The organism is Plectonema cf. radiosum LEGE 06105 (assembly GCF_015207665.1).
Classification (GTDB): Bacteria; Cyanobacteriota; Cyanobacteriia; order Cyanobacteriales; family Nostocaceae; genus Rivularia; species Rivularia radiosa_A.
In genome coordinates this window covers 35213-50711 of sequence record NZ_JADEWL010000035.1, presented here as the reverse complement: position 1 = coordinate 50711, position 15499 = coordinate 35213, and the positions used below count along the sequence as shown (strand labels likewise).

General features: G+C 38.1%; 17 protein-coding genes. 10 read left to right on the top strand and 7 right to left on the bottom strand.

Annotation, left to right across the window (positions count from 1 at the left end):
• Positions 1-3: 3 nt before the first annotated feature.
• Entirely contained in the window at positions 4-1005 is a 1002-nt protein-coding gene (gene galE, locus IQ247_RS12975) for a UDP-glucose 4-epimerase GalE (RefSeq protein ID WP_193920577.1), read from the bottom strand.
• Positions 1006-1255: 250 nt separating this feature from the next.
• On the opposite strand from galE, the gene fraI reads away from it, so the two are divergent.
• Positions 1256-1942, top strand: coding sequence for a septal nanopore formation protein FraI (fraI, locus tag IQ247_RS12970; RefSeq protein ID WP_193920576.1), 687 nt, complete (start codon positions 1256-1258; stop codon positions 1940-1942).
• An 87-nt stretch (positions 1943-2029) separates the two neighbouring features.
• Positions 2030-2848 (top strand): SDR family oxidoreductase, encoded by an 819-nt coding sequence (locus IQ247_RS12965; RefSeq protein ID WP_193920574.1) that lies wholly within the window; start codon positions 2030-2032, stop codon positions 2846-2848.
• A gap of 240 nt (positions 2849-3088) precedes the next feature.
• On the opposite strand, the gene ftsH3 is transcribed toward IQ247_RS12965, so the two are convergent.
• The 4 genes from ftsH3 to IQ247_RS12945 all read right to left on the bottom strand — a co-directional run bounded on the left by ftsH3 (position 3089) and on the right by IQ247_RS12945 (position 6974).
• Positions 3089-4939, bottom strand: a complete 1851-nt coding sequence (gene ftsH3 / locus IQ247_RS12960; RefSeq protein WP_193920572.1) for an ATP-dependent zinc metalloprotease FtsH3 — start codon at positions 4937-4939, stop codon at positions 3089-3091.
• A 108-nt stretch (positions 4940-5047) separates the two neighbouring features.
• Entirely contained in the window at positions 5048-5851 is an 804-nt protein-coding gene (locus IQ247_RS12955) for an aminotransferase class IV (protein ID WP_193920570.1), read from the bottom strand.
• Between the two features lie 66 nt (positions 5852-5917).
• Entirely contained in the window at positions 5918-6469 is a 552-nt protein-coding gene (locus IQ247_RS12950; RefSeq protein WP_193920568.1) for a 3'-5' exonuclease, read from the bottom strand.
• Between the two features lie 10 nt (positions 6470-6479).
• Entirely contained in the window at positions 6480-6974 is a 495-nt protein-coding gene (locus tag IQ247_RS12945; protein ID WP_228059704.1) for a hypothetical protein, read from the bottom strand.
• A 94-nt stretch (positions 6975-7068) separates the two neighbouring features.
• On the opposite strand from IQ247_RS12945, the gene petN reads away from it, so the two are divergent.
• Positions 7069-7158 carry a cytochrome b6-f complex subunit PetN gene (gene petN / locus IQ247_RS12940; RefSeq protein ID WP_010998401.1) on the top strand — a complete coding sequence of 30 codons (90 nt, stop codon included), beginning with the start codon at positions 7069-7071 and terminating at the stop codon, positions 7156-7158.
• Positions 7159-7166: 8 nt separating this feature from the next.
• Positions 7167-7328, top strand: coding sequence for a hypothetical protein (locus tag IQ247_RS12935; protein WP_193920564.1), 162 nt, complete (start codon positions 7167-7169; stop codon positions 7326-7328).
• Positions 7329-7717: 389 nt separating this feature from the next.
• Here IQ247_RS12935 and IQ247_RS12930 read toward each other — a convergent pair whose 3' ends face one another.
• Complete coding sequence (locus tag IQ247_RS12930) at positions 7718-9361, bottom strand: alpha/beta hydrolase (protein WP_193920562.1); 1644 nt, start codon at positions 9359-9361, stop codon at positions 7718-7720.
• 495 nt (positions 9362-9856) lie between these two features.
• On the opposite strand from IQ247_RS12930, the gene IQ247_RS12925 reads away from it, so the two are divergent.
• From IQ247_RS12925 to IQ247_RS12910, 4 genes are all read left to right on the top strand, one after another.
• Positions 9857-10192, top strand: a complete 336-nt coding sequence (locus IQ247_RS12925) for an ArsR/SmtB family transcription factor (protein ID WP_193920560.1) — start codon at positions 9857-9859, stop codon at positions 10190-10192.
• Entirely contained in the window at positions 10180-10662 is a 483-nt protein-coding gene (locus tag IQ247_RS12920) for an SRPBCC family protein (RefSeq protein ID WP_193920558.1), read from the top strand. The genes IQ247_RS12925 and IQ247_RS12920 overlap by 13 nt, the downstream gene beginning before the upstream one ends.
• Before the next feature lie 74 nt (positions 10663-10736).
• Positions 10737-11624, top strand: coding sequence for an alpha/beta hydrolase family protein (locus IQ247_RS12915; RefSeq protein ID WP_193920556.1), 888 nt, complete (start codon positions 10737-10739; stop codon positions 11622-11624).
• A 3-nt stretch (positions 11625-11627) separates the two neighbouring features.
• Positions 11628-11765, top strand: a complete 138-nt coding sequence (locus tag IQ247_RS12910; protein ID WP_228059703.1) for an NAD-dependent epimerase/dehydratase family protein — start codon at positions 11628-11630, stop codon at positions 11763-11765.
• Positions 11766-11874: 109 nt separating this feature from the next.
• Here IQ247_RS12910 and IQ247_RS12905 read toward each other — a convergent pair whose 3' ends face one another.
• On the bottom strand, positions 11875-13962 hold the full coding sequence (locus IQ247_RS12905) for a S8 family peptidase (RefSeq protein ID WP_193920554.1): 2088 nt from the start codon (positions 13960-13962) through the stop codon (positions 11875-11877).
• Positions 13963-14256: 294 nt separating this feature from the next.
• Here IQ247_RS12905 and IQ247_RS12900 point away from each other — a divergent pair, with 294 nt between their 5' ends.
• Both IQ247_RS12900 and IQ247_RS12895 read left to right on the top strand, forming a co-directional pair.
• Positions 14257-14892, top strand: coding sequence for a L,D-transpeptidase family protein (locus IQ247_RS12900; RefSeq protein ID WP_193920552.1), 636 nt, complete (start codon positions 14257-14259; stop codon positions 14890-14892).
• 32 nt (positions 14893-14924) lie between these two features.
• Positions 14925-15461: a GNAT family N-acetyltransferase gene (locus tag IQ247_RS12895; RefSeq protein WP_322745498.1), complete on the top strand. Its 537-nt coding sequence runs from the start codon at positions 14925-14927 to the stop codon at positions 15459-15461.
• Positions 15462-15499 lie beyond the last annotated feature (38 nt).

Genomic DNA, 15499 nt, shown 5'->3' with positions numbered 1-15499 from the left:
CCATTAACTCCCGTGTCGCTTCTGATGCCATTCCCAAGCGTGGGTAATGATATCTTTAAGGGAGGTATATTGTGGCTGCCAACCTAGGATTTTATGAGCTTTTTGAGCGCTACCGATCAAGGCTGGGGGGTCTCCCGGACGACGATCGCACTCTACAACTTTAATCTCTTTGCCTGTGATCAATTGTGCGGCTTCTATTACTTCTTTGACAGAAAAACCGTTACCATTACCTAAGTTAAAGAAGTCACTATCGCCACCTTTGAGAAGATATTCTAAACCTAAAACGTGAGCATCGGCTAAATCGCTAACGTGAATGTAGTCCCGAACACAGGTACCGTCCTTTGTGGGGTAATCGGTACCAAAAATTGATATTGATTCGCGCTTACCTAAAGCTGTTTGTAAAACCAAGGGAATTAAATGAGTTTCGGGGTTATGGTCTTCACCAAGTAAACCTGATGGATCTGCACCTGCTGCATTAAAGTATCGAAAACGTACCGATCTAAAGTCGTATGCTTCGTTAAAATCAGCAAGTATGCGCTCTACCATTAATTTAGTGGCACCATAAGGGTTGATGGGATTTTGGGGGTGATCTTCCGGCATCGGTACCATTTCCGGGACTCCATATGTAGCACAAGTTGAAGAAAATACAAATTTCTTAACGGATGCTGCTAACATTGCCTCTAACAGGGTTATTGTACCGATAACGTTATTGCGGTAATATTTTGCTGGGTCAGTAACTGACTCTCCGACATAAGCATAAGCAGAAAAGTGCATGACTGCTGCAATATTTCGTGTAGCAAACAACTTATCCAATAAATCGCGATCGCTAGTATCTCCCTCGATAAGTTCGACCTGAAGCACTTGTTCTACCAAGTCGCGGTGTCCGTAAACTAAATTATCAAGAATCAAAACTTCATAACCTGCTTGCTTCAAAGCCAGTACGGTATGTGAACCAATATATCCGGCTCCTCCCGTGACTAAAATTGTAGATTGTGCGGAAGACATAAATTTCCTTTGAATTTGACAAGTACATAATTAATTTAATTTACTTAAGCGAGATTACTTATCCTTAAGACTACAAATACTCAGCATTGTTGAATAAAATTGCACTAAAATCACTACGAAGGTAATTTTAGTGTGTAGGGTATAAGGTATTTGAAGTCAAACAATGGTGGTACTACCATTTGACAGTAGAATAAATCAATTGCCCAGAGCCATATAGATTGACCGTACAGAAACATTTGAGAGTAAATTTATGTTTGAATTATTAAGCCGAGTGCTTCTATGGCTACTTATAGGTACTGTCGTATTTAGCCTATTCCAGAAATTCTACCCAACCGGCAACTTTGTCGGACGATTTGTAGTAGTAATTTTTCTGATTGTCTTATTGTTGTCCTTCGTTAATCCTACGGAACCAGCTATTGCTTCATTGTGGAGAGTAATATCTTTTCCTCTAAAACCTTTGGGAGCATCAATTTTGTTGATGACTTTCGCTGCTCAAAGAATAAAAGGTGGAGCAATAGACAAACCGGGAGGATATTTAATCGGCTGGGCTTTGACGATTTTAATCTTAGCTAGTACACCAGCGGTTGCTTATTTCTTGATTCAATCACCTGTTGCACAGGTAGCTTATCCCAATGTAGCTTTAATTCAACCGAAATCTGCAACCCTTGTGGCATTTGCAGAAGAAACCAATCTAGCGAATATGTCAGATGTAGTAAGCGATACTTATATTTCTCCACTAAATGCAAGTCAATCAACAATAGCATTTAATCCTACCAAAATAAATATTCCGCCTTATCTTTTACAAAGACCAGAAACTATCCGTCGTCGTGGTTTAAGCTTAGAAGATTTTGTACCGAATGCAGAAACTCTACTATTAACTACCGAAGTTTGGGAACGTTACCTCTCTCAGCTTTACGCTTTCTTAAGTCCGCGATAGAGATTATACATATAAATATTCTAGGGTGTGGTAGGTACTATACCCTAGTTTTGATTTGTCAGCGGAAGGATATTTTAGTAAAAAATCATGACTTCAAATAATGTGTCGGGACAAGATTTAGTATTAGTTGCTGGTGCTACAGGTGGGGTTGGACAATTAACTGTAGCAAAGTTACTTGACAAAGGTTACAAAGTCAGAGTTTTGACGCGCAACACTTCTAAAGCCGCAAATATGTTTGGGGATAAAGTAGAAGTTACTGTTGGTGATATTCGCAATCTCGAAACTCTACCAACAGCAATGACGAATGTTACTCATATTATTTGCTGTAGCGGTACAACTGCTTTCCCATCCGAAAGGTGGGAGTTTGAAAACAATCCTAATTTTCTAGAGTATTTTGGATTATTTTTTAATCCCGAAGAAGCAAAAGCGAAAGCTAAAAATAGTCCGATGAAAGTTGATGCTCAAGGTGTGAGTAATTTAGTTGAAGTTGCACCACAAAATTTACAGCAATTTGTTTTTATATCTTCTTGCGGTGTCGAACGTAAAAATGAATTTCCTTACAGTATTTTAAATAGTTTCGGCATCCTTGATGCAAAAAAACAAGCTGAACAAACTATTATCAATTCCAATTTACCTTATACAATTATCCGTCCTGGACGTTTAATAGATGGTCCTTACACTTCCTATGACCTAAATACTTTATTGAAAGCAAAAACCGATGGTAATTTAGATATAGTATTGGGAACTGGGGATAAACTTACAGGACAAACTAGTAGAATTGACGTTGCCAATGCTTGTGTTGAATGTCTGAATAATTCAAATTGTTATAACAAAGTTTTTGAAATTGTTAATCAAGGGAAAAGACCATCTGTTGTTGATTGGAATGGGTTGTTTGAGCAGCTTTGATTTGATTACGGTGCGTTATTTATATCAAATATTTTAACATCGAAATTATGTTTTTCTTAACGCAAAGGAATACAAAGGTATACGCTGAGGAACGCAGAGTTTTTGATAAAAAAAAGAGGTAACTCTAGAACATTCTAGAACTACCCCGCTTTATATCAGTTAAAAGCTCTTAATTAACTCCTAACTCCCGTACAGACGTAGCATTGCTACGTCTCTACAACTCTTAATTCCTAACTTATCTTAAGCAAACGCTGCTGTTTTCACATCATTTGTTGCTAATAATTCTTGCAATTCTTCAGCGTCTACGGTTTCTTTATCAATCAACATTGCTGCTAATTTGTCAAGAATGTGACGGTTTTCTTGTAACACTTGTTTAGCACGGTTGTAAGCAACGTCTACTAAGTCGCGGACTTCCATATCAATGGTCGCTGCGGTTTCTTCGGAGAAATCACGCTCTGACATGATGTCACGTCCGAGGAACATATTACCTTGCTGACGACCAAGGGCAACTGGTCCAAGGTTATCGCTCATTCCAAAGCGAGTTACCATTTGACGAGCTACACGAGCTACTTGCTGTAAATCATTAGAAGCACCTGTGGTAACTTCTTCTTGACCGTAGATTAATTCTTCAGCGATACGTCCACCCAAAGCTACAGCCATTTGGTTTTCCAAATAAGCTCGGCTGTACAAACCGCTGTCCATGCGGTCTTCACTAGGGGTAAACCAGGTTAAACCACCCGCACGTCCGCGAGGAATAATACTGATTTTTTGCACTGGATCGTAATCTGGCATTAAAGCACCAACTAAAGCGTGACCGGCTTCGTGGTATGCTACTAATTCTTTGCGTTTTTCGCTCATTACGCGGTCTTTCTTCTCTGGACCAGCTAATACGCGATCGATCGCATCGTTAATTTCATCCATGGAAATCTCTGTCAAGTTGCGTCGTGCTGCTAAAATCGCGGCTTCGTTGAGCAAGTTTGATAAATCCGCACCAGTGAAACCGGGAGTACGACGAGCAATTCTATCTATATCTACGTCTTTCGCTAAAGTCTTACCGCGAGCGTGAACTTTAAGAATTTCAACTCTTCCAGCGTAGTCGGGACGGTCAACAACTACTTGGCGGTCGAAACGTCCGGGACGTAATAATGCTGCATCGAGTACGTCTGGACGGTTGGTAGCAGCAATAATGATGATTCCGGTGTTACCTTCAAAACCATCCATTTCGGTGAGTAACTGGTTCAAGGTTTGCTCCCTTTCATCGTTACCACCACCTAAACCCGCACCTCGCTGACGACCTACTGCGTCAATTTCATCGATAAATACGATACAGGGAGCATTGGCTTTCGCTTGCTCGAACAAATCACGAACCCTCGAAGCACCAACACCGACAAACATTTCTACGAACTCGGAACCGGAGATGGAAAAGAAGGGAACCCCAGCTTCACCAGCTACCGCACGAGCTAACAAAGTTTTACCAGTTCCGGGAGGTCCAACTAAAAGTACACCTTTAGGAATTTTCGCACCAATAGCGGTAAAGCGATCGGCGTTTTTAAGAAAATCTACTACTTCGTTTAACTCCAGCTTGGCTTGGTCAATACCAGCGACATCACCAAAAGTAACTTGAGTTTGTGGCTCCATTTGCACTCTGGCTTTTGACTTACCAAAGTTCATCGCTTGGCTTCCCGGTCCGCTTTGAGCGCGTCGCAGTAAGAAGAACAAACCTACTAGAAGCAATACAGGAAAAAATAGGCTGCTAAGTGCTTTAAACCATAAACCTTCATCGGTTTGAGGCAATACAGAAATATCAACCTTGTTTTCGGTAAGAGTATTAATCAGTTCTGAGTCATTATTAACCAAATTCACAACTTTTTTATTGGGGTCGTACTTCGGAGTTACCAAAGCCCTTGAGCGGTCGGAACTCAAACTAACTTTTTCTACTCTGCCTTTTTGAACTTCTTGGATAAACTCACTGTAACGCCATGAATCGGCATTTTGAGCTTGATTATTGTCAAAAAATGCTGTTCCTAAAGCAATCACAACAATAAAAAGCAGCGCGTATAGCCCCGCATTTCTCCATCTTTTATTATTCACCGAGGTCAATCCTCCTGTTTTTTTTCGTGTCGCGTCTCTATAATCAGAGAGATGGAATTCTTAAGAATTATGTTAACTTATCTTAACGTATACCAGAATGCGTACACATTATGCTAGTAAATATCTTTGTAATTCCTTAAAACAATAGTGCTGATTGTCGTATTGTAGCTTTCCTGTCGGGTGAATGACTTGGTGGATTGGTAGTATTTCCACTACACAGTTACTGTAGGCGATCGCCACAAATTTTTTGACTAATTCTGGGGTAAAGGGTTCTTCTTTGACTTGATATTGTTGAGTTCGCAACCAATTTATCAGTTGTTCTCTCATAATTCCCGGTAAGATTCCCGCAGTTAATGGTGGTGTAAACCAACAGCGATCGCGCCATCCCCAAAGATTACCAGTAGTGGTTTCTAGCCAATTTCCCCCAGAGTCAGTTAAAATCGCTTCTTGAGTATTTTGCTGAATATTTTGCTTCAAAGCTTGATTTTTCGCCAACCAAGCCGCTAGATAATTCCCGGTTTTATGAAAAGGTAAACTGCGGTATTGTTCTGTTTTCGCAATAGTTACGTTTACACCATACTTTTGCTTTTCTGTCAAATTATCAGGAATTAATCTACCAGTTATCCACTCCTTACCATCGGGGAACAAGGTAATTCTGAGAATTGGGTAATGATTTATCAGAATTGATGCACCACGGCGGATATTTTGCCAATTTGGTTGTTGAAAATCCAGTTTTTGTATCGAATCAACCAGACGTTTTTGATGGGCTTCCCAATGAGTTAAACGGCTTTCGAGGGAGTTGTGATAAACTCGCAAAGTTGTAAAAATTGTTGCACCAAATAATAAACCTGGTTCGTTAATTGGTAATTGAATAATTTCGGATTCGATTAATTCACCATTGTACCAATACATATTAAAGTGAGGAGTGAGGAGTTAGGAGTTAGGAGTAAAAAGTAAGGAATTTTTAACCTTTAACCTTTAACCTTTAACCTGATTCATATATTTATATATAGCGGCAATATTCCGAGCATCATCAATACCGCGATGGTGAGTTCCTTGCAATTCTATTCCTAAATGTTGCAAAGCCTCTGCCATGCCAAATCTTTTTTTCTTATCCCCACGATATAAGGAAAATTCTTTTTTTATATTTCGATATTCTGTACCGAAAGGATAAGCTAAATGATGAAATTCGCAATCTTGAATAAACTGCTTTTTATCATAATTTCCCCAGGAACAAAAGATATTTTTAGCATAGGAATCAATCCATTGTTTAAAGTACGGAATTACCTCCGGGAAAGTCGGTGCTGTATCAACGTCTTGCTGAGTAATAGTAGTTAACTCCGTGCAAAAATCAGTTAACTTTGAATTCCTTACAGGCTTGATAAACTGCTGATACTCCGAATCTATTTCCCAAGTAGAACGGTTCAACATCACCGCACCAATTTCAATTATTTCCATTTCCTGACTGGGAAGACTGCCATCATCGGAACAGGTTGCTTCTAAATCTACAATTAAAAAATAATTAGCCATTTATCAATTATTAATTGCTAACAAAAGGTTTAACCCAGCCCAATTGAAGAGCGCGATCGAGGATAAAAGCTGTTACCCCAAACTCTAAAATACTTTCCACAGCCAACAACGCAAAAGGTAAGATTGATAGAGTAAAATTTAATCCTACATCTAACTGAGTTAAACCCCGTATTAATCCAAAAGCAAATACGCTACCAGTTTTCAGGTGCGGGTTTTCATCTGCCCGAATGATGTAGCGATAGGTAACACCAAATAGAAAACCACAAAATCCGGCAATCCCAGCACTTATCAATCGCTGCCAATTTAACGTAATAATACTGAGATTATCAACTTCGCTAAAATACTCTTTAAATAAGAAATCATTAAAAATAGCAGCGAGAATAAATACCGCAGAAAAACTCAATGCACCTACAGCGCCAGCCTTGACAGATTCTAGGCGTTCTAATTGTAATTCAGTATTATAAGTTATTTTCATCACAGCTATTACCAGTAAACAATTACCCATTACCCATTACCCATTACCCATTACCCATTCCAACTGGTAACTGATAATTGTATGATAATTGTAGAGTTGTTTTAGGAACTTAAAAAGTAGTATTATGGCGATTTTGACGTTAGGCTGGGTTTCTCTATTGGTTGTTTTTACTTGGTCGATCGCAATGGTAGTTTGGGGTCGTAACGGACTGTAGAATCGGATATGGAAGCTCCATTTCTCAACATTTTGGCAATATCAGCCTTGGTGCTACTTGTATCTGTTACAGGTGGCGTGATTTATTTAACTTTAATGGAATGGCGCGATCGCCGTCTTCTAGAACAAGAAAAACGTGAAATGCGTCGTAGTTCCCCAAAACAGAGATGATTTAACTAATAATAATCGCTATCTCTCAAAAATCCTCTAAAAAGGCTAATGTAGAGACGTAGCAGTGCTACGTCTTTATAGTCCAGATGCAAAAAACCTCGGGTACCAATCCGAGGTCTATTAAAAAAACCAAATGTCGATAATATTAATAGAGATTTTGAAAGTCTCAATTTCTTAATTCACTCCCAAGCCGTACAAACTAGGCTTTTGTGAAGTTATGTAAATAATTTTAATGAAATCGTTACAAAATGTCAATCAGGCTTGACACTGATTTTTTTTGTGTGGAAATAACAAAGTCTAAGTAAATTACTTAGGAAAAAGGGGTGGAGGATTAGCAGATTGGGAGATGGGGAGACAACTATCAATTACCAACTATCAACTATCAACCATCAACCATCAACTAACTCTTGAATAACAGTTGCAACATGGTCTGGAATTTCTGTTACCAAATGGAAAGGAAATTCATTGCTAGAAGCAAGTTGAGCATAATCTGGAGTGAGAAATACTTTGTATTTATCTGCGTCTGGTGTTAATTGAGCAGCAAAAGCCAAAACAATCGCTTTGACAAATTCGCGAATATCGGCAGCTTGTTCCCCGATAACTTCACCACCGCTTAAAGGAGTATTGGGTTTTCCTGTTTGATCAACAGTCGCGATGGGATCTTTGACGCTTAAATGGGTACCCCCAACTATACCAACTAACCATTTCGGAGAGGGAATCTTGCGGAAGCCGATTATTTGTTCGGTTAAAGCGGGGGTGGTTTTATCTGCCGAACTTGCTAATACCAAAGTAGGAATTTCTACTGATGCTAAACCTGTTTCACCAAACATTAAGGAACTTGTTGGATTCATCGCGACTATACTTTTTACTCTTTTGTCGCGTAACTGATAGCTCTTTTCTGGTAATTCCTCGGCTATACACTGGATACCTTGTCCAAAACTTAAAGTAGCCAAGTTACCTTTACAGCGTTGTTTGAGGCTTTCTGGCTGCAAACGCGCTCCAGCTATTGATAAAGCCGTACCACCACCGAAAGAATAACCTACTACCATGACTTTATGAGTTGCAAGTTTATTTTGTAGGGTATGATTCGCTGTTTGATTGAGCTTTTCTAATTCATCGATCACAAAACTGATATCTTGAGGACGATGCAAAAATTCTTGCGGTTTTAAAAGTCTAGTTTTACCCTGTATAGCAGCGTTATTATTTGCTTGGTTGCTACCGGGATGCTCCAAAGCTGCAACTACAAAACCATAAGATGCGAGATGTTTTGCTAAGTAACGCAACTCAGTACGAACTGAACCAAAACCGTGAGTAAATACGATAACTGGTTTCTCATCACTCGCAATATCTGACCAATATATATCAACGGGAAGGTTTCTACTTCTGCTTTCGTCGTTCAAATTTAATGTCAGTTCTTCAACCTTACCGCTTCCCGGTTGGGTAGCATCCATTGGTAGTGAAATTTGGGGTTTTCTACTCGTAAGTTGAGGTGTAATTGCACTCATAAACTGTTGAGTTTGCCAAAATGCTGTATTTAAACTTTTGAATACTCTAAATGCTTGAGATAAATTGATTTCTAAATTTTTGCTCGGATAAGCTGTAATAAAAGACAGCAATGAAAATCCTGTAGGTTCGCTCGCTGCTAACTCTAAACTTGCTCTGAGGGCTTTTGCTCCTACCTCGTCTTCTTGGTGGATTACGCTGGCTAAATCTTTCAAAATTGTTGTCCCAATTTGAGTATTTAGTAAATTACTCATGGTCACAACATTGATGGGAATTTTCGTTATCAACGCTTTCACAATCAAATTACGTTGTTCTTCTGATAAGCGGTTGGTGTATGTTTTAAAACTACTAGGAAATATACCCGTTTGTGCGACTTGCTCTAATTGTGCGATCGAAATCGATTCCGCAAACGAACCATAACGGACTACTACGGTTTCTGTTGTTTGTAATGGTTTTTTAATTAACTGTGCAATCATCAATGTACAAAATATATTTACAAATATCTTCAAACCTCTTCGACTATATTTCATATATACTTATACGTTTTTTATGATTGACTACGCAATAATACGTATAAAACACTGAAATAATATCTAGCTAGAGTTTAGTTTTAACTTAATATTCTATGGGTGACAACAAGATGCAAAGCCTGGGTTCCAAAAAAAAATTAAAATATATCGAAAGCTACAAATCTGGTTCCATACCTATACAGGAAGATTCAGGAAAAAATTAATAAATTAATGTGAACTCGGTAAATGTAATCCGACAATTACAAATTTCAGATAAAAACTCGACTTCTCACCCTACAAAACATCAAGTTTTCTCAGGTTCTTCTTTTTAGCGGACAACTATTTCTCATAACTATACTCGACAATAATTTCAGAAAATTAATATATGTAAATATTGACATTTAAGCGAATCCTTAATTAATATATTTAAGTAATTACTTAACTATTGCTGAAAAGAGGAATTTTTGCTCAACCTACTTCTAGGTAAGTTTTTACAGACATTAATCGATAATTGATATGAGCCGACAATCCGTAAGCGCAGATGTTTTTCAAGTAATTGCAGATCCAACGCGGAGGAAAATATTAGATTTATTGTGTGAGAAAGGGGAACAACCTGTCAAACAGCTAGCTGAACCGTTTGCGATGAGTTTACCAGCGATTTCTCAGCATCTACAGATATTGTGCGAGGCTGACTTAGTAGAAATACGTAAGTCAGGGCGACAAAGATTGTATACGCTAAAACCAGAAAAGTTAAAGCAAGTCTCACATTGGGTTGCTAATTATGAACTATTTTGGCAGCAAAAACTCGACGCTCTTAGCGATTATTTGGAGGAAAATTCATGCTCGGATTAAGCAAAGAAATATTCTATCCCTATTCACCTGAACGAGTTTGGCTCTTATTAACTAACAGTCGCACTTTGGCTAAATGGTTGATGGAAAATGACTTTGAGCCGCGAGTTGGGTGTAAATTTTGTTTTTACAGTCAATCTTTGCCGGGAATAGATACAAATATTAGGTGTGAAGTAATTGAAGTTGACGAGCCAAATCGTCTGGTTTACACCTGGCAAGATTGTATGATGAGTCAGTCTTCTATCGTAATTTGGACGTTGAAAGCTGTGGAAGGTGGTACGCAGTTACGTTTGCAACATCGAATTCGGGAAACTGCTTTTACTGCTGTAAGAGAGTCAGTCTATTCTCAAAGGCAATCTCGATACATCAAAGCATCCGATAGCTTTATTCTTGCATCTTATTTAAACGGTGGATGGGAGAAAAAACTTTGCGATCGCTTACCATTCGTTTTGGGTGAAACGAGCAGCGTTTAATTATTTACTTCTCGTTGCAAATCAAAACATGAGAGACGTTGCAGTGCAACGTCTTTACAAAAATACCTGGTAATATGACAAAACAAAACCAAGAGTTTTTAGAATTAGCTGGTGTACCTGTAATAGTACATCCACCTGCAAATCCCAGTTTACCCGCTCCGCTTATCGTTTTGTGGCACGGTTTTGGGATACCTAATAGTGAGGAGTTGCTTGCGGAAGTTTTACCGTTGGAAGAGGTGCAAGCTTGGAAAGCATATCTGGGATTACCTTCATTTGGTAAACGTTTACCCGCAGGTGGAATTGATGAGATTGAGCGACGATACATGGAAGATTTCCTATTAAAGTTGCTGTTACCGACAAGCGAACAAGCAATGCAAGAACTACCAAATGTTATAGAAGCATTGCTTGCAAAATTTCCGATTGATCACAAAGAAGAAATTGGTTTATTTGGTTTCTCCGCTGGTGGTTTAGCAGTTTTGCTGACTTTGCTGGAAAGCTCTGTAGCGATTAAAACTATTGTTTTAGCTGGTGTAACTAAGGATTTAGTATCAATAGTAGATGGCAATGAACGCGCAAAAAAACAACTTCATCCGGAATTAAACGAAGAGCAAATAAAATATCGCTGGAGTGAAGCATCAGAGTTAGCGAAAAAACGTTTAGATTTTATTGCTCGTGCGTCGGAAATTGTTAAACGTCAACCAATTCCGGCAATATTATTTGTACATGGTTCCCAAGATGAGGTTTTTGCGGTGAATCAAATCGAGGAATTATATGCAGCTATTGCCCCATATTATTCCCAAACTAATCAATCTGAGCGTCTGTGTCTACAAACTTTTGAGCATTTAGGACATGATATAAATTTAGAAGCAGCTAAGAATTCACCCGAATTACAGCAGGATATAGCCGAACTTCAACAGGTTGTAACAGCTTGGTTCGTTAAACATTTGTCATCAAAGACTTGAATCATGAAAATTCTGATTATCGGTGGAACTAATTTTATCGGTCCCTTTTTAGTTCGTCATCTGCTAACTATGGGACACGATATTACCTTATTTCATCGGGGAAAAACGAAGGCAGAGTTACCTCAAAACGTAAATCAATAAATTTGTAGTCTTTACATTAGACATCTGGTGGAAATTAATTATGCGTCATCCAGAAACCTTGTAGAGACGCGAAATTTCGCGTCTCTACATTCTTTTTCGGAGATGTCTATTATTTTCCAGCCTTATTCAACTGACGTTGAACTTCTTTAACTGCTGTATGTGCATTCACCAAACCATTACCAAAGAAGTATTGCTCCATCGAAACTCCAGGAGGAATTTTACCTAGTAATAATAGAACCTTGTACAACTCTTTTTCTGCATCAGAAACAGTTAATCCATCATAAGAGGCTGTCTGTTTAAGAATGGAAATAATCTGTTCTCTGGTTAAACGTCGTTGGGGATCTTCTCCTTTCATCAACGCTATGACTCCCGCTACCATTGGTGAAGCGAAAGAAGTTCCTTCTGCTCGGATATATTTACCTTTAGTATCAAGTGCTGAACCCCAAGGAGCGGATGGTTGTAAAATTATTCCTTGCCAAAACTGATCTATTCCTGTACCTCCGGTAGTGAGAATTCCACCATTTAAGCCAATTTTTTCGATGGAAGTATCTCCACCAGGAGCGACTACCATCAAACCATTACCAAAATTGCTGTAAGGTGCGCGATATCCATTAATGTTAGTAGCACCAACTGCAATTACTCCTTTGATAGCAGCAGGAAAACCTACTTCAAAATCTGTTTCATTACCAGCAGCAGCAACAATTACTAAATGAGGATTTTTACGATAAGCACGAGTAATCGCATTTTGAATCTCTACACTTGGTAAATAACTACCAAAACTCATATTTATGACATCTGCACCTCTAGCTACTGCATAGTCAATTCCTTCTACGATGTGAGAAATTTCGCAGCCAATTTTACACACCGTAACAGGTAAAATTTTTGCTTTAGGAGCAACTCCAACTATTCCCAATTCATCTTGAGAATGTGCAGCAATTATCCCACTGATCCAAGTACCATGAAAAAAACTAGCTGTTTCCATACGAATATAGTTACGTATTTCCTCAGCAATTTGTTTTTTACTATAGAGAGGGTTATTGCTCTTGATAATAAACGTGTAATACTTATATTTTTCTAGTAATGCATCATCAGGTAAATGAAATGTATTTTGGAAAATGGGACGAAGTACTGAGAGTTCTTTTTCATTTATGCGGGTATCTGCATCGTTATCAACAAAATCCCAACCGTGTTTTTCATCTTTGAGCTTATTTTTTACTTCATCACCGACTGTGTAAATATTGTTAATTAAGTCTGGATGATTCCACTGTACAACATTATCTAAGACTGCAATAGTAACTCCTTTCCCAGCATGGGAATTCTGCCAAGCTTCTGTTGCGCGAATGTCACTACGTGGTAGAGATAAATGAGAGCTTTTATACAAATATTCATGCAAACATTTATCTAGATTATCAGCGAACTTAGCCAAACAAACTCTTAAAGGATTGCTATTGAGATACCATTGTTGCGGAAGTAGATTAGTTTGAAATACAGTTTTCGTTTCAAGTTGATTTGCAGGTGCTTCAGTTTTTTGAGAAATTTCTTTATTTCGTAGGTGAATAAAGTTAGGTGTTGCTGATTTTATTCCTTTAACTTGATTAAGTTGATTGGCAATTTTGAGAATATTTGTTCCTGACTCAATTTTTGATTTGACTATATAGTGATTTGTACTGAAGCGTAGAGGACGAATAATTTCTAAGTTCTGTTGCTCTAGAATTACCTGCTTTTGGCTTGAGGAAAGTTGTTCATCCAAATTAACAATAATCTCGTTTGGTAGTATTATTTGTTCAGTATGTCCGCGTCTAGAAAGTACTGGTAAAGTGCTATCTACATAACCTTTTTGATTGACTTGCAATTGCATTATGGTAGGATTAGCATTATCCGCAGATAATTTCATTAAGGCATAATCTCTACCCAAAGGTTCCACTTCTACTTTTGATACGTTTTGATTGCTGCTTAAGTCTTGTTGAAGTTTTAAATATAATGGTAAAGTTGTACTTTGCGTAACCGTTGTTTTGAAAGCAATAGCAATAATATCATCTCGCTGCTTCAAAGGAATTTTTTGCCCGTAATAAGTATAAAAAAGTTCGTTTTCTTCTTGAGATTGTTCGATAACTAGAGTGTCTGCTCTCACACTATCAATACCTATTAGCATCCATAAACCGCTCGTCAAGAGAATACCAGACAACAAACGTTTCATACTACGGGTACCTCGCAGATGGGTTGTAAATACAAGTACTTAGTAATAGTTAGTACTTGTAATTTGACTATACTCTGTATGCTGAGGTATTTGATGTGCGAAAAAGCACTATTAATCTCCAGTTAAATTTGATTTTATTAATTATTAATAAATAATCAAAACATTTTTATAGTTGTTGATTTTTCGGTACATTCTCTGAAAAATAATCCAAAAAATAACTCTTGAGGGTACTTTTCATCAGGTAATTATTTCTTGTAAGATGCAATTAATATCACCTATATCAATGGTAATCTAATGACAGAAACTTATATATCAAAAGTCAATGTTGACTTATGGAAACAAGAAGTGACACTGGAATGGACGGGACCGAATGCAGCAGCACAGCAAAAAGGTCCTTATCATTGTACCCCCGGTGAAGGGATGGCTGGTATAGATTGCGACGACGTTGCAACCAGTAAAAAAAGAGGAACAAATTGTACTCCCAAAGGTGAATTTGCGGTAATTCGTCACGAACGTCGTTTTAGCCAGTTTCCCGAAGCAGAATGGGTGACACGTTTTCAAGATGATGCACGGGGAATTGCACTTCATTACTATCCACGGGTTCCTGAATTCCCTGACTCTAATGGATGCGTTCGCATTGGCAATTTAGAAGTAGCAAAACGAATTCATGACAATACTAAACCCGGAAAATCAATTGTCAGGGTATATGGAGAACTACGACCAAATTTTAATAATACATTGAAGAAGGGAGCCAACGGTCGGGATGTAAAAAAGCTTCAGCGTCAGTTAGCGAATAAAGGATATAATGTTTCGGTTGACGGTGATTTTGGTCCGAAAACAGAAGCGATAGTTAAACAGTTTCAAAAAGATAAAGGACTGTTATCTGATGGAATATGTGGTCGTCAAACCTACGGGACACTATTTGCATAATATCAAAGTTTAGGGAGTATTTAAATTGCGATATGCCCCTTGGACATCGCTGGAGGCATCGCAATCTTTTCGATAAGATTATTTTTATCGGAAGCGATTATCGGGGAAAGATGATTATCAAGCATTTACCACAGGGATGTATTGTCCGCAAAGCTACATCTAATGATGCTTTATCAATTCGCTGGTTAGTATTAAAGGCAAAACTCGACCCTACTCAATTAAAATGGCAGCAATTTTGGTTAGTTGAATGCGATAGTAATGTAATAGCTTGCGGACAGTTGCGTAATTTTAGAGAAGCTCAAGAACTTGGTAGTTTAGTTGTAGCAAAAAACTGGAGAAATCGCGGTTTGGGAACTTTTCTCACGCAACATTTGATTAATCAGGCGACTCAACCACTGTATTTGGAATGTTTGGGTAATAAATTAGTTAATTACTATCAAAAACTTGGCTTTCAACAAATTGATTTTCAAGATTTACCAGTATCTCTTAAAAGTAAATTTAGGTTATCTCAATTGGGTAAACAATTAATTGGAGTTCCTGTAACTTTTATGAATAAAGCTGGCGGTTAAAACCGCGCCTACACACCCAAAGTCCACCTACGTGGACT